The organism is Streptomyces sp. HD (assembly GCF_028369295.1).
Lineage (GTDB): Bacteria > Actinomycetota > Actinomycetes > Streptomycetales > Streptomycetaceae > Streptomyces.
Genome location: NZ_JAQMYP010000033.1, coordinates 26,330 through 43,559, shown reverse-complemented (window position 1 = coordinate 43,559; position 17,230 = coordinate 26,330). Strand labels below are relative to the sequence as shown.

Sequence of the window (17,230 nt, the reverse complement as noted above, 5' to 3'; positions counted from 1 at the left end):
CAGAGCTCCCGTGACGCGGGAGCTGCCCGACGCGGCTCCCGGCCTCAGCCGAGCTTGAGAAGGCCGGCTTCGACGACGGCGCGGCCGAAGGGGGTGGCGAGTTCGGCGAGACGCTCGCAGCCGGCGTCACCGAGTGCGGCGTAGGCGGGGAGCGCCAGGTGGTCGGTGCGGTCCTCGATGCGTCGACGCAGGGCGACGCCCTCCGAACTGAGGGAGTCGCCGTCGAGGAGACCTCGCTTGCGCAGGCCTTCCTGGGTGTCGGCCCACTCCTCCTCGGGCCATGCGCGGCTCAACTTGAGGAAGTCGACGGGAACCTCACCGGTGGCGGCGTGCAGAACCAGGGCCTCCAGGCTCCCGACGCCCTCGCTCAACAGGCACGCGACATGGCCGTCTCCACGGAACTCACGGAGCAGGGTCTGGGCGTGCCACAGTTGCAGCACCGGCTCCTGCGGCCAAGGCAGTGCGGCGTGCGCGGCGAAGAGCGGGCGGCCCTGCGCATGTTCACAGGCCGTCTCGGCGGCCCGGCGGGTCAGTGCCACGACCTCGTCCAGGTAGGGCAGTTCGTGGATTCCCGCCCGTCGCAGGGCTTCGTCCGCAGCGGCGTAGCGGGCGTCCAGCACCTGTTGCGGCGACGTTGCGTCCCAGGCCCCGTCGAGCGCCTGCCGTACGAGATCGGGGTTGAAGTTGTAGAAGGTCGCGATGATCAGCTCGGCGGATGCTCGGCCGAACGCGGCGCTGCGGGAGCAGAAGTAGCCGGCGCGTCCGCTCAGTCCGAGGTCCGCGTACCGTCGCCTCGCCTCGGGGACGAAGTAGATCATGCCGTGTACGGGTTCGAGTCCGCGCCAGGCCGCGCGCGCTGTCTTCACGGTTACCTCTTCGGAGAGTCGGGGGAGGGGGCATGTGCTGCGGTTCGGTACTCGCCGTGCGCTCGCAGGTGTTCGAGGAGCAGGCGGTTCAGGGTTTCGGGCGCCTCCTCGGGGACCCAGTGGCTGACGCCCTGCAGGGTCTCGAATCGGTACGGCCCGTTGACCCAGCGTTCGGTCTCCTGCGCCGGTGCCGGGCCGAACGCGCTGTCGTCCGTGCTCCAGACGTACAGCGTGGGCACGTCGATGACGCCGATCCTGCCGTCGGGGCGGCCTGCCCGGTACCAGTTCAGCGCTGCGGTGAGGGCGCCGGGCCGACGCAGGTGCCGTACATAGGCCTCGGCACTGTCCTGCGGGACCTTTCCGGCGTAGAGGGCGCGGAGCAGCTGAGCGTCGTGGGCCAGCATGCGCTCCTCGGTCGCGGGCGTCTCGCGCCAGTCGATCATGTAGTGCGAGCGGCTGCGCTGGTCCTCGTCGGTGCGCAGGGCGGTGGCCAGAGCGCCGGGATGCGGTGTCGACACGACTGTCAGGGTGCGTACGCGGCCGGGGTGGGCGGCAGCGGTCCACCAGGCCACCGCGCCTCCCCAGTCATGGCCGACCAGGTCGAACGCCTCCCAGCCCAGTTCCTCCGTGATCGCGACCACGTCGTCGACGAGGAGACTCATGCGATAGTCCTCGGGCCGCTCAGGGCGCGCACCGGGGGAGTAGCCGCGCTGGTCGGGCGCCACCCCCCGGTAGCCGTGCGCGGCCAACTCCGCGATCTGCCGCTGCCAGGCCAGCCCCGTCTGCGGGAAGCCATGCAGCAGCAGCACCGGGCGGCCCTCGGGCGGACCCGCCGCGATCGCGTCGAACGCACCCGCACCGGTGGAGATGCTCAGCTCGGTCACGATCCACCCTTCATACCGACTGGTCGGTAGCCTCCAGGTAGAGGCACGCGCTGTCAAGGTCGCGTGCATGTGGGTCCGAATCTCGTCCGGAGGGGAGAGGAGAGGGTCTGGTTGAACATGACGCCGGATTCAACTATAACCGGATCCGGAGGCCGACGTACGTGCCCCCTGCGGCCATGGCTCATGTCGTCGGTCACCGGGGAGGCGGTCAATGAGCCCTCACCGCGCCGCAGTTGGCGCTCGGTACCCCCTGGACCAACAAGAAGCAGTGAGGCGACATGAGGGAAGCAGTCATAGTTTCGACGGCGCGGACGCCGATCGGAAAGGCTTACCGCGGCGCGTTTAACGACACCCAGTCGCAGGAACTTGCCGCCCATGCCCTTTCCCACGCCGTTCAGCGCGCCGGGCTTGAGGGCGGCGAGGTCGAGGATGTGATCTTCGGCTGCGCCGTGCAGCAGGGGGCATCCGGTTTCAACGTCGCGCGTCAGGCCGCTCTCCGTGCCGGGCTTCCGGACACCGTGTCGGGGATGACGATCGACCGGCAGTGCTCGTCGGGCCTGATGGCCATTGCGACGGCCGCCAAGCAGATCGTCGCGGACGGCATGCAGGTCGCCGTCGGCGGCGGCGTCGAGTCGATCTCCCTGGTGCAGAACGACCACATGAACACCCACCGCATGACAGATCCCTGGCTGGTCGAGCACAAGCCCGGCATCTACCTGCCGATGTTGCAGACGGCGGAGATCGTCGCCGAACGCTACGGCGTGAGCCGGGAACGCCAGGACGAGTTCGCGCTGGTGTCACAGCAGCGCACCGCGGCGGCGCAGGAGGCCGGCCGGTTCGACCAGGAGATCGTCGCGCTGGGCAGCGTCAAGAAGACCCTCGACAAGCAGTCGGGGGAGGTGCGGGACGAGGAAGTCACCCTCACCCGGGACGAGGGCAACCGCGCGTCCACGACGCTCGAAGGGCTGGCCGGGTTGGCGCCGGTACTGCCCGATGGTCAGGTGAGTGCGCATTCCAGCGTGACGGCGGGCAACTCCTCCCAGTTGTCGGACGGGGCGTCGGCGTCGGTGCTGATGGAGTCGGGGGAGGCCGAGCGCCGCGGGCTGGAACCGCTGGGCGTCTACCGGGGCATGGCCGTTGCCGGGTGTGGCCCGGACGAGATGGGCATCGGCCCGGTGTTCGCCATTCCGAAACTGCTGAAGCAGCACAGCCTCACCATCGACGACATCGGCCTGTGGGAGCTCAACGAGGCGTTCGCCTCCCAGGCGTTGTACTGCCGCGACGAACTGCACATCGACCCGGAGCGGTTCAACGTCAACGGCGGCGCGATCTCGGTCGGTCATCCGTACGGAATGACCGGTGCCCGGCTGGTGGGGCATGCCCTCATCGAGGGCAAGCGCCGCGGGGTCCGGTATGTGGTGATCTCTATGTGCGTCGGCGGCGGCATGGGCGCAGCCGGCCTGTTCGAGGTCGCCTGATGGCAAGGGGCCGAACCGCGGTCCTGGTGGACTTCGGAGGGGTCATCACCTCCAGTGTGCTGCGGGCTTTCACCGACTTCGGTGCCTCCCTCGGCGGCGACCCGCGCCTGCCGTTGGACCTTCTCAGCCGGGACCAGCCGTCACGCACCCTCCTGGTCGACCACGAGTGCGGCCGCATCGACGCGGAAAGCTTCGAGCGAGGGTTCGCCGAACGTCTCCGCGTCCACGGTGCCGACGTGTCGGCCGAGGGGCTCACGGCCCGGATGCAGGCGGGCATGTCGATCGACCAGGACATGCTCACGCTGCTCGGTGATCTTCGAGCCGCCGGTCGTCCCGTCGCGCTGGTGTCCAATTCGTTCGGCACCGGGACCTACGACGGCATCGATCTCGCCGCTGTCGCCGATGTCGTCGTCATCTCCTCCGAGGTCGGGATCCGCAAGCCCTCCCGACGGATCTACGCGATCGCATGTGAACGCCTCGGCATCGCCCCCGAGGAGGCGGTCATGATCGACGATCTGCAGCAGAACCTCGACGGAGCGGCACGGCTCGGAATCGGCGGCGTACTGCACACCAGCGCCGCCGACACCCGTCGCCAACTCGCGGAAGGCTTCCGTATCACTACTTGACCGACAGGTCGATCACGGGCGGCACCCGGAAGGCGCCGCCCGTGATCAGCGTCTTCGCAGAACACCGATCGATCCCGCCCGCCCCTTGAGGCTTATGACTATGGCGTCGGATTCAAGTAAAGTCCCGAGGATGGACACAACTGCGCCCGAGGAGATCGACAGCGAGAGTGCGCCGCCCGTGGCGCCCTTCTCGCAACTTCGCGAGCCGCCGACGACGCAGCGCGGGGCGCGGACACGGGCCGCCTTGGTGAAGGCTGCGCGGAAGGTGTTCGAGCGGGACGGCTACCTCGACACCCGCCTGACCGACATCACCAAAGAGGCTCGATGCGCGGCGGGATCCTTCTACACATACTTCGCCAACAAGGAAGAGGTGCTTGCCGCCGTCCTCCTGGAGGCGCAGGAGGACATGATGCACCCCGGCATGGGGCGGGTGCAGGGTACCGACGATCCCTATGCGGTACTGGAGGCGAGCAATCGCGCCTATCTCGCGGCGTACCGGCGGAACGCGAAACTGATGGCACTGCTTGAGCAGGTCGCGCAAGTGGAGCCGGAGTTCCGCGAGTTCCGAAGGCGGCGCGGGGACGCGTTCATCCGCCGGAATGCCCGCGGCATCGCCGAACTGCAGGCGCGGGACGTCGCGGACCGAGAGGTCGATCCGATGTTGGCGTCCCGTGCGCTGTCGGGGATGGTCAGCGTCATGGCCCACAACGCCTTCGTGCTCACTGAAGGGCAAGAAGGGCAGGACGAAGCCGCGGCGGCGGACTTCGAGGAGCTCGTGTCCACGGTCACCCGGCTCTGGGCGAACGCCCTGCGGTTTCCCGGCCACCGCTGATCCGCCTGCCTCATAGCCGCTCACTCCCCTGGGGGTTGGGCGGCTTTCTGCGTGTGGGGCCGTGCGGGCAACTCTTGAACATGACGTCGGATTCAACTATACAGATGCCAGGCATTGCACGCCTTCGACGGAGAGGGTCCGCCATGAACGTTGCACAGAGAGTCGCCATCGTCACCGGTGGCGGCGGCGGTATCGGCAGTGCGCTGGTCGCGCGGCTCGCTCGCGAGGGCGCCCGGGTCGTCGTCGCGGACCTCGACGCGGACAGCACGCGGGCAGTGTCGGAGAGGGTCAACTCCGACCATCCGGGAAGCACCGTCAGCGCCGGCCTGGACGTGTCGGAGACCGCCCAGATCCAGCAGCTGATCGCCCTGGCGGAGAGCACCTTCGGTCCGGTCGACCTCTACTTCGCCAACGCGGGCATCGCGGGCGCGCCCGGCCTCGACGCGAGTGAGCGGGACTGGGACCTCTCGATCGACGTCAACCTGCGCGCCCACATCCGTGCGGCAAGACTGCTGCTGCCGCGGTGGCTCAAACGCGGCGAGGGCTACTTCGTCAGCACCGCCTCCGCCGCCGGGCTGCTCACGCAGATCGGCTCCGCCACGTACGCCGTCACCAAGCACGCCGCCGTCGGCTTCGCCGAATGGCTGAGTGTCACGTACGGCGATCGCGGGGTCCGCGTCAGCTGTCTGTGCCCGATGGGGGTGAACACCCCGATGCTGTCCGCCGGGAAGGACTCCGGGGACGCGATGGGGCGAGCGGCCACGCAGGCTGTCACAGGCGCGGGCGACGTCCTGGAGCCGGCCGAGGTCGCCGACGCCGTCATCGCCGCGATCGCGGACGAGCGCTTCCTGATCCTGCCGCACGAAGAGGTGCTGGACATGTACCGGCACAAGGGCGCGGACTACGACCGGTGGCTGCGCGGGATGCGCCGCTACCAGGGCTCCCTGCTGGAGCAGCAATGACCGTCGAGCCGGGCGAACTCGTCCTCGCCGAACACCGCGGGGCTGTACTGGTGCTCACGTTCAACCGGCCCGCCAAGCTGAACGCCTGGACCGATGAGCTCGAAGACCGCTACTTCGCGCTCCTCGACTCCGCCGAGGACGACCCGGACGTACGCGCCGTCGTGGTCACCGGTGCGGGGCGTGGCTTCTGCGCCGGCGCCGACCTGCAACAGCTGCAGGCGGTCGGTGAGATCGACGAGGCCTCCGCGGCGGACCGGGCCCGGCGTCGTCCGCGCGACGTGCCGCTGACCCTGCGCAAACCGCTGATCGGCGCGGTCAACGGGGTGGCCGCGGGCCTGGGCATGGTGGAGGCGCTCTACTGCGACATCCGCTTCGGCTCGCCCTCGGCCCGGTTCATCACGGCCTTCGCGCAACGCGGGCTCATCGCCGAGTACGGGATGTCCTGGCTGTTGCCCCGACTGGTGGGGCGGAGCCGGGCCGCGGACCTGCTGCTGTCGAGTCGCATGGTGGACGCCGAGGAGGCACTGCGGATCGGACTCCTCGACCACCTGGTCCCCACCGGCAGCGTGGTCGACGCCGCTGTCGCGTACGCCGCCGATCTGGCGACGCGCTGCTCCCCGGGGTCCATGGCCACCATCAAGAGCCAACTGCGCACCGACGCGGACGGCACCTACGCCGACTCCGTGACCCGGGCGGAGAGCCTCATGCTCCAGGCCTTCCGAGGCGCTGACGTCGTCGAAGGCGTGGCCAGCCACCTCGAAAAGCGCCCGCCCAATTTTCCTTCCCTACCTCCTGTCAGGAGTACAAATGTCCCTGTTTGAGACATCGGACCGTGCCAAGAAGTACCAGGCGGATCTGCTGGAGTTCATGGACTCGCACATCTACCCCGCCGAGTCGGTGTACCACGAGCAGATGGCCGCCTCCGGTGACCCGCACTTCCAGCCGCCGATCATCGAGGAACTCAAGACGGAGGCGCGAAGCCGCGGACTGTGGAACCTCTTCCACCCGCATCCGGAGTGGGGGCCGGGGCTGACCAACCTTGAGTACGCGCCGCTGGCGGAGATCATGGGGCGCAGTCACATCGCCTCCGAAGCATGCAACTGCAACGCTCCCGACACCGGCAATATGGAGGTGCTCACGCTGTTCGGCAGCGACGAGCACAAGGAGAAGTACCTCAAGCCTCTGCTCGACGGGACGATGGCCTCGGCCTTCGCGATGACCGAGCCGCGGGTCGCCAGTTCCGACGCCACCAACATCGAGTTGCGGATGGAGCGCGACGGCGACGAGTACGTGCTCAACGGCCGCAAGTGGTTCGCGTCCAATGCCCTGCACCGCAACTGCAAGGTCCTCATCGTCATGGGGAAGACGGACCCCACTACGGCTGTGCACCGGCAGCAGTCGATGATGGTCGTCCCGATCGACGCCCCCGGGGTCACGGTGATGCGCGGCCTGCCGGTGTTCGGCTACCAGGACCGCGAAGGACACGCCGAGATCGACTTCGCCGACGTACGGGTGCCGGCCAAGGACCTCCTCAAGGGCGAGGGCGAGGGCTTCGCGATCAGCCAGGCCCGGCTCGGGCCCGGTCGTATCCACCACTGCATGCGGGCCATCGGGGCGGCCGAGCGGGCGCTGGAGCTGATGTGCCGGCGCGCGCAGTCCCGGGTGACCTTCGGCAGTCCGGTGGCCGAACGCTCCAACATCCAGGACTGGATCGCGGAAGCGCGCATCGACATCGAGATGATCCGCCTGCTCACGCTCAAGGCCGCCCACCTGATGGACACGGTCGGGAACAAGGAAGCGCGCACCGAGATCGCGGCCATCAAGGTGGCCGCCCCGAACATCGCCCTGAAGATCGTCGACCGTGCGATCCAGGTGTACGGGGCAGCGGGAGTGACCGAGGACTACCCGCTGGCGATGATGTACGCGGGGCTGCGGACGCTGCGGCTGGCGGACGGTCCCGACGAGGTCCACAAGCGCGCCATCGCCCGGCAGGAACTGCGGCAGTACCGCGACACGGCCACGACGGCGGTGAACTGAGATGGCAGGACTCGATCTCACCGGCCGCACCGCCGTCGTCACCGGTGCCTCGCGCGGTATCGGGCTGGCGATCGCTCAAGCCCTCGTCGCCGCCGGCGCGAACGTCGTCCTCACCTCCCGCTCCCAGGAGGCGGCGGATGCCGCCGCGGCCCAGGTCGGCGGCGCCGCGGTCGGCGTCGGTGCGCACGCGGTCGACGAAGAGGCGGCACAGCGCTGTGTGGATCTGACGCTGGAGCGCTTCGGAAGCCTGGACATCCTCGTCAACAACGCGGGGACCAACCCGGCCTTCGGCCCGGTCATCGACCAGGACCACGGCCGGTTCGCCAAGACCTTCGACGTCAATCTGTGGGCTCCTGTCCTGTGGACGGGGCTGGCCACCCGGGCCTGGATGGGCGAGCACGGCGGCGCGGTCGTCAACACGGCGTCGGTCGGCGGCATGGCCTTCGAGGCGAACATCGGGTTGTACAACGCGTCCAAGGCCGCACTGATCCACCTGACGAAGCAACTGGCCCTGGAACTCTCGCCGAAAGTCCGCGTCAACGCGGTGGCGCCGGGTGTGGTGCGCACGAAACTGGCCGAGGCTCTGTGGAAGGAACACGAGCAGACGGTGTCCGCCTCGACGGCACTCGGGCGCATAGGGGAGCCCACTGACATCGCCTCGGCGGTCGCCTTCCTCGTCTCCGACGCCGCGAGCTGGATCACCGGCGAGACGATGGTGATCGACGGCGGGCAGTTGCTCGGCGACGCCCTCCCGTTCAGGCAAGGTGTCGGAATCGGTTTCTAGAGCCGGACATCGTCGGATTCGGCGCCGGGCAGTGCCCGGCACGGTGCCCCCGGGCCTGTGTCGGGCATTTCAGCCGGGCGGCGCCGACAGATAGATCAGGATGCCGCACACTTCGGCCACGATCTCACCGGCCTCCGTCTCGTCCTCGCAGTCGCCCAGCTCGCGTGCCGCCCCGCCGATGACGGTCGTCAGCACGCTCACCCGGACCCGGCCGGCGCGGCGGCGCTCGTCCACCTCCAGTAGCCGGGCGTTGCGCCGTACCCATGCGCGGTCCCACTGGCGGCGCAGCGCCTCGAAGCCCGCCGGGCCGTCGTCCCCCGCGAGGAGCCTGGCGAGCCGTCGGCTGGCCCAGGCGCCCTCCAGATACGCCCTGGCTCCCGCCACGAAGAGGGCGATGGGGTCGTCCACGCCGTGGCCGCGCTGCGCGGCCAGTGTGGCCGCGGTCCGGTGCTCCTGTTCCTCCCGGAACTCCTCCCACAGGGCGAGGTAGAGCCCTCGCTTTCCGCCGTAGTGCTGGAAGAGGGTGCCTGCCGGGACGCCTGAGCGTGCCGCGATCTCGGTGAGGCCGGTGTCGGTGTAACCCCGCTCGGCGAACACCTCCAACGCGGCGTCCAGCAGTACGCGCCGGACCGTCCGGTCCTGCCCGGCGTGCTTCACCGGCAGGCCCATGTCCCGCTGCCCATCCGGGAGTTGACGTGCCGCCCCGGTCCCGGCGGATTCCACCATCCCGCTCACGAGCAATCCTCACTCTCCGCGTCCCCGTCGCGGATGGCGAGGGCGACCAGCAGTTCCAGAAGGTCGGCGATCCGGCGCGGATTGCGGCCGGTGCGTTCCTCGATCCGGCGCAACCGGTAGTGCGCCGTGTTGTGATGGATCCGCAGCCGGTCGGCGGCCAGCCGCAGATTGAGATCCGCCTCCGCGAAGGCCCGTACGGTGGCGGCGAGCGTGTCACCGCGTCTGCGGTCCTCCTCCAGGAGAGCACGCACACGGGGATCGACCAGTTGGCGTGCGAGGTCGTCGGCACGCAGCGCCAGGTAGTCGAAGGGGGACAGCCGCGGCAGCGCCGCCACCCCGCCCCCGCTCGGCACCAGGTCGAGGGCGGCCCGCGCCTCCTCGTAGGCGCGCGGCAGTTCGGACGCGCCCTGTGCGACGGTGCTGATGCCCATGGAGAGCAGGGTTCCCTCCCGCGCGAGCCGCCGCTGCACGGCCTCGAAGTGGGCGCAGACGTCGTCCGCGTTCATGCCGGCGCGGACCACGGGGACGGCCACCACCTCGCCGTGGCGCACGACGACCAGGGTCCGGCCGGCCCAGGGCCCGGCGAGGGTGATCGACGCGCTGGTGGCGTACCCGTTCTCGGCCGAGATGAGATCCCCGGTCTGGGTGTCGTCCACGCACACCGCCACGACCGCCATCATCGGCGAGCGCGGTCCGATGCCGTACGCCTGTGCCGCGGCGAACAGCGGCCCCCGCGCCGGTGCCATGCCTGCCAGGAGCTGGTCCAGGAGGTCCCGGCGCTCCCGGTCCGCGTCCGCCACCACGTGCTGCTGGTACTCGACGTAGGCCTGCGCGGCGTGGGTGCTGGCGTAGTCGACGTATCGCATCAGAGGTGTGACCAGGGACAGCGCGGCCTGCTGAGCCTCGGCGGACGTGCCCGCACAGTGCAGCAGCGCGTCCCACAGCACTTGCCGCCCGACCCGGAAGGCACTGATCCAGTCCTCCAGGGCGAACCCCGCGCGTGCCCGGCGCATCGCCGCCCCGCGGCTGAACACCAGGTCCTCGGGAGCGATGTCCCGGTCGCCGGCCAGCGCCGCCAACTGCATCCGGTAGTGCTCAAGCACCTGCCCACGTACGTCCTCGAAGAACCGCTCGTCCTGCAGCGCGTACGACGGGATCTCCGCGCGCATCACCTCGACGGCGGTCTCCGCCACCTCCTCGACCCGGTCGTGGACGGCGTGCAGGATCCGCCCCCGCTCCCGGCGGAGCGGTTCGGAGAGTCGGGGAGTGCCCAGGACAGGACCGCGAGGCATGGAGCCGATCGTCGCCGTCCGCTTCGTGCTCCGTCAACAGTCTCGGCGTGAGACATCTCCCGGCACCTGTGCGCGGCGCACAGTCCGGCGACCGGGAAGTTGGGTGCTCACACCCAATGTGCGCCCGGAAGGCCCCCACCTACTGTGACGCTCTCCCACCCCCCAGCACGTCGGAAGGGGCGTCACCCATGCTCGTGGTCGACGGTATCAGCGTGCGCTTCGGCGGGATCACGGCCTTGGACGGTGTCGCGTTCACCGTCGAGCCGGGCACCGCCGTAGGGCTCATCGGGCCGAACGGAGCCGGCAAGACCACCTTGTTCAACTGCCTCACCAGGCGCTGCACTCCCGACGGGGGAGAGGTGCGGTTCCAGGACGAGGACCTACTGGCCCTCCCGCCGCACGCCGTGGCGGCGCGCGGCATCGCCCGCTCCTTCCAGAACCTGGGCCTGTTCCCGCAGCTCACGGTCCTGGAGAACGTCATGGTCGGCGCCCACAGCCGGGGGCGCACCGGACACCTCGCCGCGGCGCTCCGGCTGCCCCGCGTCCGGCGGGAGGAGAGGGAACTACGTGATCAGGCGGACGACTTGCTACGGCGGCTCGGTCTGGCGGACGTCGCCGACCACCCCGCCTCCGGGCTGCCGTTCGGCACGCTCAAACGCGTCGAACTCGCCCGGGCGCTCGCCGTACGGCCCCGGCTGCTGTTGCTCGACGAACCCGTCAACGGGCTCAGCCACGGCGAGGTCGGCCAATTCGCGGATCTCGTCCGTTCGGTGCACCAGGACTTCGACCTCACCCTCGTGGTGGTCGAACACCACATGGGATTCGTGATGGGCCTGTGCGACAAGGTGATCTGCCTCGACTTCGGCCGCAAGATCGCCGAGGGCTCGCCGGAGCAGATCCAGCGCGACCCGGCGGTTGTCGAGGCGTACCTGGGGGTGGCCGCATGAGCGAGCCCACGTCCGACCGCACCGAGGCCCGGGAGAGTGCGGAGCCGGAGGCCTTCCTGAAGGTTGCCGGACTGCACGCCGGATATGGGCAGGCCCGCGTGCTTCAAGGCCTCGACTTCTCCGTCGCACGCGGCGAGGTGTGCGCCATCCTCGGACCCAACGGCGCGGGCAAGACCACGACGCTGCGGGCACTGTGCGGCATGGTCCGCGGCCACGGCTCGATCACCCTGAACGGCACCGAACTGCTGGGCCGCTCGCCCGAACAGGCCGCCCGGCTCGGCGTGGCGCATGTGCCCGAGGGCCGGGGCACCTTCAACGACCTGAGCGTCGAGGAGAACCTGCGCATCGGTGCCCACCTGCGCGGCGCCCGCTGGCGCAGTCGCACCGAGCGTGCGGCCGTGGCGGCCGACCTGGAACGGATCTACGGCCACTTCCCCAAACTGCGCCAGCGGTCGCGTCAGGCCGCCGGCAGCCTCAGCGGCGGGGAACAGCAGATGCTCGCCATCGGCAGGGCCCTGATGCTGCGGCCCTCGCTGCTGCTCCTGGACGAGCCGTCGCTCGGGCTCGCCCCCCTGGTCACCCGCGAACTGTTCGAGATCGTCCGGGCCGTGAACGAGGAGGAACGCACCACCGTGATCGTCGTCGAGCAGAACGCCCAGCTCGCGCTGGACATCGCGCATCGGGCGCACGTACTGGAGGCCGGCCGGCTGGTGCTGTCCGGGCCGGCCCAGCAGATCCGGGAGGACGGGCAGGTCGCCGAGGTGTACCTCGGTGTCTCCGTCGACTCCCTGAAGGCCGGGTGAGTGCCGTGACAGAGCTTCTCCAGCAAGTGGTGGAAGGGTTGGGCTCCGGCGCGGTGTACGCCGGCCTGGCGCTGGCCCTGGTGCTGATCCACCGGTTCACGGGGATCGTCAACTTCGCGCAGGGCGAGCTGGCCATGCTCTCGACGTACGTCGCCTGGCAGCTGATGGCGTCCGGGATGCCGTTCTGGCTGGCGCTGCCGATCACCCTCGCGGTGTCCTTCGCCGGCGGCATGCTGGTCGAGCGGATCGTCATCCGCCCCGTGCAGGGCGCGCCCGAGCTGACCGTGGTCATCGTCACGGTCGGCCTGTTCGTCCTCGTCAACGCGATGGCCGGGCTGATCTGGTCGTTCACCGTGAAGGACTTCCCCCAGCCGTTCCCCGACGGCGGGCTCGACCTGGCCGGGGTGCGCGTGGACTGGTCGACGCTCGGGATCATCGGCGTGGTGGCCGTCGTGATGGGCCTGCTGTACCTGCTGTTCCAGCACACCTCCATCGGCCTGGTGATGCGGGCGGCCGCCTGCAACCCCTCCTCCGCCCGGCTGTCCGGCATCCGCGTGGGCCGGGTGCGGATGCTGGGCTGGGGTCTGGCCGCCACGGTCGGCGCGGTGTCGGGCGTACTCGTCGCCCCGCTGCTGTTCCTGGAGCCCAACATGATGGGCGGAGTGCTGATCTACGCGTTCGCCGCGGCCACCCTCGGGGGCTTCGACAGCCCGGTCGGTGCGGTGGTCGGCGGCCTGTTCGTGGGCGTCGCCGAGACCCTGACGGGGGCGTACGTGGACGTGATCGGCGCCGATCTGAAGGTGGGCGTCCCCCTGGCGATCATTCTGGCGGTGCTGCTGGTACGGCCCCAGGGCCTGTTCGGACGGGCGGCGGTGGAGCGCGCATGAGCACGATCGTCGTCACACTCGGCACGGACCGCGCGCGGCGTCTGCGGGCCGCGCTCACCGTCCTGCTCGCGGCGGCCGCCGCCGTCGGCGCACCGTTCTACTTCGCCCCCTTCCAGGTCTTCCAGCTGACCATGGTGCTCCTGTACGCCGTGGCGCTGGCGGGACTCAACCTGCTGGTCGGCTTCGGCGGGCAGATCTCGCTCGGGCACGGTGCGTTCTTCGCGGCGGGGGCCTACACGGCGGCGGTCATGCTCGACCGGTACGACACCGCACACCTGGCCACCCTGCCGGTCGCGGCCGCCGGATGCTTCGTGCTGGGCCTCGGGTTCGGAGTGCCCGCCCTGCGGCTGCGCGGACTGTACCTGGCCCTGGTGACCCTCTCGTTCGCGGTGTTCCTGCCGCCCCTGCTCAAGCGGCTCGAACCGGTCACGGGCGGATCCATGGGCCTGACCGTGGACAAACTGCAGCCACCCGCCTGGAGCGGGCTCGCCGAGGACCAGTGGATGTACTTCGTCGTCCTCGCCGTCACCGCGGCGGCCCTGCTGCTCGCCCGCAACCTGCTGCGATCCAGGGTCGGCCGGGCACTGCTCGCGGTGCGGGACAACGAGAGCGCCGCCGAGGTCATGGGCGTACGGCTGTCTTTGCACAAGACGCTCGCCTTCGCGTGGAGCGCGATGTTCGCGGGTGTCGCCGGATGTCTGTACACCTGGGTGATCGGCTTCGTCTCGCCCGACTCCTTCAGCTTCGTGCTGTCCATCACCCTGCTGGCCGGCCTGGTGGTCGGTGGGCTCGGCTCGCTGTACGGACCCCTGCTGGGGGCGGCGTTCGTGATGTACGTGCCGAGCGTCTCCCAGGACCTCAGCGAGGCGGCACCGGGAGTGGTGTTCGGCCTGCTGATCATCGCCGTGATGTTCGTGGCCCCGACGGGCCTGGCCGGTCTGCCGGGCCGCGTCCGGGCGGCTGTCGCCCGGCGCCTGCCCCGCCCCGCAGCCACTCCAACCACCCTCGCCGGGCCCCCCGAGGCCGCATCCGCGCCGGACGGGGAGCCGGAGCCCCAGGCCGAATCCGAACCCTCCGCGACGGTCACCCCCGCGGACCCCGCAGTTGCCGATGCCGAACCCGTGGGCGCACCGCCCCGCACGGAAAAGGAATGAATCAGATGCGCAAGACCACCGCACTGCGGGCGGCCGCGGCCGCGACCGCCGCTCTGCTCACCGCGACCGCCTGCAGCAGTCAGCGAGGGCAGGACTCCCAGGACACCGCCGCCGATGGCGCGTGCAAGGGCCAGCAGACCACCGGTATCACCGACAAGACCATCAAGCTGGGCGGGATCTACCCGCTGTCCGGACCTGCCTCCGCCTACGGCACGATCAGCAAGGGCGTGGCCGCCTACTTCGACCACGTCAACGACAAGGGCGGCATAGACGGCCGCAAGGTGGAGTTCATCGTCCGCGACGACGGCTACCAGCCGCCCAAGGCGGTCGAGGAGGCCCGAAGACTGGTCGAGCGGGAGAAGGTCTTCGCCGTGTTCCAGAGCCTTGGCACCCCGTCCACGGCAGCCGTCTGGGACTACCTCAACAAGCAGAAGGTGCCGCAGCCCTTCGTCGCCACGGGCGCCTCGATCTGGGGCACGGACGACAAGCACCCCTGGACCATCGGCTGGCAGCCCAACTACGTGTCCGAGGCGCGCGTGTACGCCAAGTACCTCAAGGACGAGAAGCCCAAGGCCGAGGTCGCGGTCCTCTTCCAGAACGACGACTTCGGCAAGGACCTGCTCGGCGGCTTCAAGGAGGCCGTCGCGGGCAGTGGCATCAAGGTGGTCGCCGAGGAGAGCTACGAGGTCACCGACCCCTCCCTCTCGGCGCAGATGACGAGCCTCGCCCGGTCCAAGGCGGACGTGCTGCTCGACATCACCACGCCCAAGTTCGGCAGCCAGGCCCTCGCCGCCGACGCCAGGAACACCAAGTGGAACCCGCTGCACATCGTCAACAATGTGTCCTCCTCCACCGCCGTGCTCCAGCCCGTCGGGTTCAAGAACGTCCAGGGTGTGGTCTCGGCGACCTACTTCAAGGACCCCGCCGACCCGCAGTGGGCGGACGACCCCGAGATGAAGACCTACACAAGCGCCCTGCACAAGTACGCCTCCGACGCCGACCCGGCCAACCAGTTCAACGCCTACGGCTGGGCCGTCGCCTCCAGCCTGCACAAGGCCCTGGACACGATGAAGTGCCCGACCAGGGAAGGGCTGCGGGACGCGGTGCGCAACCTGAAGGACGTGAAGGTGGGCCTTCTGCTGCCCGGTGTCACCCTGTCCACGGGCCAGGACGACGCCTTCCCGCTGGAAACGATGCAGCTGATGCGGTTCAAGGGCGAGCGGTGGCAGCTGTTCGGCAAGCCGGTGGACACCCGCAAGGAGTTCGGTCCACCGGCGAAGTGAGCCGGCGGGGGCGGTCCCGGTCGATGCCCTCCCTCTCGGGACCGCCCCCGCCACACGGAGCCGAAAGGCGCCCACCTGCTCAGACGGCGTTGAGTCCGCCGTCCACCACCAGGCTCTGCCCCGTGATGTAGGAGGCGCGGTCGGAGAGCAGGAAGGTGACGGCTGCGGCCACCTCCCAGGCGGTGCCCTGGCGTCCGAGCGGTATGCGGCTGAACGAGGTGGAACGCGACGCCCGCCGGGCCGAGGCCTCGCGGCCCATCGGGGTGTCGATCAGACCCGGGACGACCAGGTTGGCACGGATCTCGCGGGGCCCGCCCTCCTTGGCGACATGACGGGTGAGACCGAACAGGCCCGCCTTGGAACTGTCGTAGGCGGGCGAGTCGGTGGCCGCGCGCAGCCCGGCGACGGAGCCGACGAACACGATCGATCCTTTGTCGGCGATCGCGGGCAGTGCGTACTTGGCGGCGAGGAAGGGGGCGCTCAGGTTGAGCGAGAGCACGCGCTCCCACTGCTGCGGTGAGGTGTCCGCCAGGCCCGCGCCGAGACCGATGCCGACGTTGACCACGAGCGCGTCGAGCGCACCGAGTTCGCGGACGGCCTCGGCGACCATGGCCGAGGACTGGGCCGGATCCGTGGCGTCACCGACCACGGGCAGGCCACGGGCCTCCTCGTCGGCGACCAAGGCGGCGGTGGTCGCCGCGGCGGAGGGGGAGACGTCGGCGCAGGCCACGGAGGCTCCCTCGCGGGCGGCGAGGACGGCCACCGCCCGCCCGTTGCCCACCGGGGCCCTCGGATCGTCGCTTGGGCGGGTGCCCGCGCCGATGACCAGTACATTCCGGCCGCTCAGGAGGCCGACCGGGTGGGTCGTGGCGGGACGGGGCTCAGGCATCGCCGTGTGCGCCTTCCGTCATGTCCGCGCCGGCGCGGACAGGCTCGGGCAGGGCTTCCGTGTCGTAGCCGGCCTCAAGCTGCGTACCGGCGGAGTTCAGGAAGAACGCCACCATGTGGTACTGGCCGACGAGCATGGTGATCTCGATCAGCTGTGCCTCGTCGTGGTCGGCGCCCAGCGCGGACCAGGTGGCCGTGGACAGGCGTGCGTCGCGGTGCAGTTCGTCGGCGGCGCGCAGCAGATGGGCGTCGGCCGGCGTCCACCCCTGGGCGTCCGGGCCCGCGCCGACCCGCCGGATCTCCTCGTCGGTGACCCCTGCGGCCCTGGCCAGCGGCACGTGGCGCCCCCATTCGTAAACGGCCCGGGTGTTGCAGGCGGTGCGCAGGATCAGCAGTTCCCGGCTTCGGGCCGGTAGACGGCCGTCGCGCAGCAGATAGGTGCCGAACGGCAGGAAGTGCCGGAAGAGATCGGGGTGCCGTACCAAGGTGGTGAAGACGCGGGCGAGGCTGCCGTCGGCGTCCTGGGGAATCGGGGCGAGCAGCTGCCGGGTGGCCGGGTCCCAGCCGTCCTCGGGCAGTGGTGCGAGGCGCGGATCGGTGTCGGCGGCGCGGTGGGGTCGGTCATGGGGCTCGTCGGTCATGGCGGTCTCCGCACGGTTCGTCAGGATGGGTCGGTGGCGCGGTAGCGGGTCCGAGCACGGTCGAGCGGCGCCTTGCTGCCTGCGCGCCGTGGCTCTCCTTCCCCGCGGTGCCACTGTGCTTTCGTGGGTGG

The 17,230-nt window shown here is 70.1% G+C and carries 18 protein-coding genes; 12 read left to right on the top strand and 6 right to left on the bottom strand.

Annotated features, from left to right (window positions below):
- Positions 1-44: 44 nt before the first annotated feature.
- Complete coding sequence (locus POF73_RS28890) at positions 45-866, bottom strand: SCO6745 family protein (protein WP_272121282.1); 822 nt, start codon at positions 864-866, stop codon at positions 45-47.
- A 2-nt stretch (positions 867-868) separates the two neighbouring features.
- Positions 869-1,750, bottom strand: coding sequence for an alpha/beta fold hydrolase (locus tag POF73_RS28885; protein WP_272121281.1), 882 nt, complete (start codon positions 1,748-1,750; stop codon positions 869-871).
- A 278-nt stretch (positions 1,751-2,028) separates the two neighbouring features.
- Between POF73_RS28885 and POF73_RS28880 the strand changes: the two genes are divergently transcribed.
- The 7 genes from POF73_RS28880 to POF73_RS28850 all read left to right on the top strand — a co-directional run bounded on the left by POF73_RS28880 (position 2,029) and on the right by POF73_RS28850 (position 8,469).
- Positions 2,029-3,228 carry an acetyl-CoA C-acyltransferase gene (locus POF73_RS28880; protein ID WP_272121278.1) on the top strand — a complete coding sequence of 400 codons (1,200 nt, stop codon included), beginning with the start codon at positions 2,029-2,031 and terminating at the stop codon, positions 3,226-3,228.
- Positions 3,228-3,854, top strand: a complete 627-nt coding sequence (locus POF73_RS28875) for an HAD family hydrolase (RefSeq protein ID WP_272121275.1) — start codon at positions 3,228-3,230, stop codon at positions 3,852-3,854. Before POF73_RS28880 ends, POF73_RS28875 begins: the two co-directional genes overlap by 1 nt.
- A gap of 130 nt (positions 3,855-3,984) precedes the next feature.
- The gene (locus POF73_RS28870) at positions 3,985-4,686 is read left to right on the top strand and encodes a TetR/AcrR family transcriptional regulator (protein WP_272121272.1); all 702 of its coding nucleotides are present in this window, start codon (positions 3,985-3,987) and stop codon (positions 4,684-4,686) included.
- 143 nt (positions 4,687-4,829) lie between these two features.
- Positions 4,830-5,648, top strand: a complete 819-nt coding sequence (locus tag POF73_RS28865; RefSeq protein WP_272121269.1) for an SDR family oxidoreductase — start codon at positions 4,830-4,832, stop codon at positions 5,646-5,648.
- Entirely contained in the window at positions 5,645-6,469 is an 825-nt protein-coding gene (locus POF73_RS28860) for an enoyl-CoA hydratase-related protein (protein ID WP_272121266.1), read from the top strand. The genes POF73_RS28865 and POF73_RS28860 overlap by 4 nt, the downstream gene beginning before the upstream one ends.
- Positions 6,456-7,685, top strand: a complete 1,230-nt coding sequence (locus POF73_RS28855; protein ID WP_272121263.1) for an acyl-CoA dehydrogenase family protein — start codon at positions 6,456-6,458, stop codon at positions 7,683-7,685. The genes POF73_RS28860 and POF73_RS28855 overlap by 14 nt, the downstream gene beginning before the upstream one ends.
- A 1-nt stretch (position 7,686) precedes the next feature.
- On the top strand, positions 7,687-8,469 hold the full coding sequence (locus POF73_RS28850; RefSeq protein ID WP_272121261.1) for an SDR family oxidoreductase: 783 nt from the start codon (positions 7,687-7,689) through the stop codon (positions 8,467-8,469).
- A gap of 69 nt (positions 8,470-8,538) precedes the next feature.
- Here the strand turns inward: POF73_RS28850 and POF73_RS28845 are convergent, their stop codons facing one another.
- Both POF73_RS28845 and POF73_RS28840 read right to left on the bottom strand, forming a co-directional pair.
- Positions 8,539-9,195 carry a TetR/AcrR family transcriptional regulator gene (locus tag POF73_RS28845; RefSeq protein WP_272121376.1) on the bottom strand — a complete coding sequence of 219 codons (657 nt, stop codon included), beginning with the start codon at positions 9,193-9,195 and terminating at the stop codon, positions 8,539-8,541.
- 5 nt (positions 9,196-9,200) lie between these two features.
- Positions 9,201-10,496 carry a PucR family transcriptional regulator gene (locus POF73_RS28840; protein WP_272121259.1) on the bottom strand — a complete coding sequence of 432 codons (1,296 nt, stop codon included), beginning with the start codon at positions 10,494-10,496 and terminating at the stop codon, positions 9,201-9,203.
- A 188-nt stretch (positions 10,497-10,684) separates the two neighbouring features.
- Here POF73_RS28840 and POF73_RS28835 point away from each other — a divergent pair, with 188 nt between their 5' ends.
- Genes POF73_RS28835 through POF73_RS28815 form a run of 5 tightly spaced genes read left to right on the top strand, consistent with a single transcriptional unit; the run spans position 10,685 to position 15,570 of the window.
- A complete protein-coding gene (locus tag POF73_RS28835) occupies positions 10,685-11,443 on the top strand; it encodes an ABC transporter ATP-binding protein (RefSeq protein WP_272121257.1) in 759 nt (252 codons plus the stop codon).
- Complete coding sequence (locus POF73_RS28830) at positions 11,440-12,246, top strand: ABC transporter ATP-binding protein (RefSeq protein WP_272121255.1); 807 nt, start codon at positions 11,440-11,442, stop codon at positions 12,244-12,246. Before POF73_RS28835 ends, POF73_RS28830 begins: the two co-directional genes overlap by 4 nt.
- Positions 12,247-12,251: 5 nt before the next feature.
- Positions 12,252-13,133 carry a branched-chain amino acid ABC transporter permease gene (locus POF73_RS28825; RefSeq protein WP_272121253.1) on the top strand — a complete coding sequence of 294 codons (882 nt, stop codon included), beginning with the start codon at positions 12,252-12,254 and terminating at the stop codon, positions 13,131-13,133.
- On the top strand, positions 13,130-14,287 hold the full coding sequence (locus POF73_RS28820) for a branched-chain amino acid ABC transporter permease (protein WP_272121250.1): 1,158 nt from the start codon (positions 13,130-13,132) through the stop codon (positions 14,285-14,287). The genes POF73_RS28825 and POF73_RS28820 overlap by 4 nt, the downstream gene beginning before the upstream one ends.
- A gap of 5 nt (positions 14,288-14,292) precedes the next feature.
- Entirely contained in the window at positions 14,293-15,570 is a 1,278-nt protein-coding gene (locus POF73_RS28815) for an ABC transporter substrate-binding protein (RefSeq protein WP_272121248.1), read from the top strand.
- 79 nt (positions 15,571-15,649) lie between these two features.
- On the opposite strand, the gene POF73_RS28810 is transcribed toward POF73_RS28815, so the two are convergent.
- A complete protein-coding gene (locus tag POF73_RS28810) occupies positions 15,650-16,459 on the bottom strand; it encodes an SDR family NAD(P)-dependent oxidoreductase (RefSeq protein ID WP_272121246.1) in 810 nt (269 codons plus the stop codon).
- On the bottom strand, positions 16,452-17,099 hold the full coding sequence (locus POF73_RS28805) for a carboxymuconolactone decarboxylase family protein (protein WP_272121244.1): 648 nt from the start codon (positions 17,097-17,099) through the stop codon (positions 16,452-16,454). Before POF73_RS28805 ends, POF73_RS28810 begins: the two co-directional genes overlap by 8 nt.
- Positions 17,100-17,230: the final 131 nt, after the last annotated feature.

What these genes read in the sequence shown, in the direction of transcription:
- POF73_RS28875 (WP_272121275.1), top strand. Translation starts at nt 3,228, where the DNA reads ATGGCAAGGGGCCGAACCGCGGTCCTGGTGGACTTCGGAGGGGTCATC.
- POF73_RS28845 (WP_272121376.1), bottom strand. Translation starts at nt 9,195, where the DNA reads ATGGTGGAATCCGCCGGGACCGGGGCGGCACGTCAACTCCCGGATGGG.
- POF73_RS28805 (WP_272121244.1), bottom strand. Translation starts at nt 17,099, where the DNA reads ATGACCGACGAGCCCCATGACCGACCCCACCGCGCCGCCGACACCGAT.
- POF73_RS28835 (WP_272121257.1), top strand. Translation starts at nt 10,685, where the DNA reads ATGCTCGTGGTCGACGGTATCAGCGTGCGCTTCGGCGGGATCACGGCC.
- POF73_RS28830 (WP_272121255.1), top strand. Translation starts at nt 11,440, where the DNA reads ATGAGCGAGCCCACGTCCGACCGCACCGAGGCCCGGGAGAGTGCGGAG.
- POF73_RS28880 (WP_272121278.1), top strand. Translation starts at nt 2,029, where the DNA reads ATGAGGGAAGCAGTCATAGTTTCGACGGCGCGGACGCCGATCGGAAAG.
- POF73_RS28850 (WP_272121261.1), top strand. Translation starts at nt 7,687, where the DNA reads ATGGCAGGACTCGATCTCACCGGCCGCACCGCCGTCGTCACCGGTGCC.
- POF73_RS28860 (WP_272121266.1), top strand. Translation starts at nt 5,645, where the DNA reads ATGACCGTCGAGCCGGGCGAACTCGTCCTCGCCGAACACCGCGGGGCT.
- POF73_RS28870 (WP_272121272.1), top strand. Translation starts at nt 3,985, where the DNA reads ATGGACACAACTGCGCCCGAGGAGATCGACAGCGAGAGTGCGCCGCCC.
- POF73_RS28865 (WP_272121269.1), top strand. Translation starts at nt 4,830, where the DNA reads ATGAACGTTGCACAGAGAGTCGCCATCGTCACCGGTGGCGGCGGCGGT.
- POF73_RS28840 (WP_272121259.1), bottom strand. Translation starts at nt 10,496, where the DNA reads ATGCCTCGCGGTCCTGTCCTGGGCACTCCCCGACTCTCCGAACCGCTC.
- POF73_RS28815 (WP_272121248.1), top strand. Translation starts at nt 14,293, where the DNA reads ATGCGCAAGACCACCGCACTGCGGGCGGCCGCGGCCGCGACCGCCGCT.
- POF73_RS28855 (WP_272121263.1), top strand. Translation starts at nt 6,456, where the DNA reads ATGTCCCTGTTTGAGACATCGGACCGTGCCAAGAAGTACCAGGCGGAT.
- POF73_RS28810 (WP_272121246.1), bottom strand. Translation starts at nt 16,459, where the DNA reads ATGCCTGAGCCCCGTCCCGCCACGACCCACCCGGTCGGCCTCCTGAGC.
- POF73_RS28820 (WP_272121250.1), top strand. Translation starts at nt 13,130, where the DNA reads ATGAGCACGATCGTCGTCACACTCGGCACGGACCGCGCGCGGCGTCTG.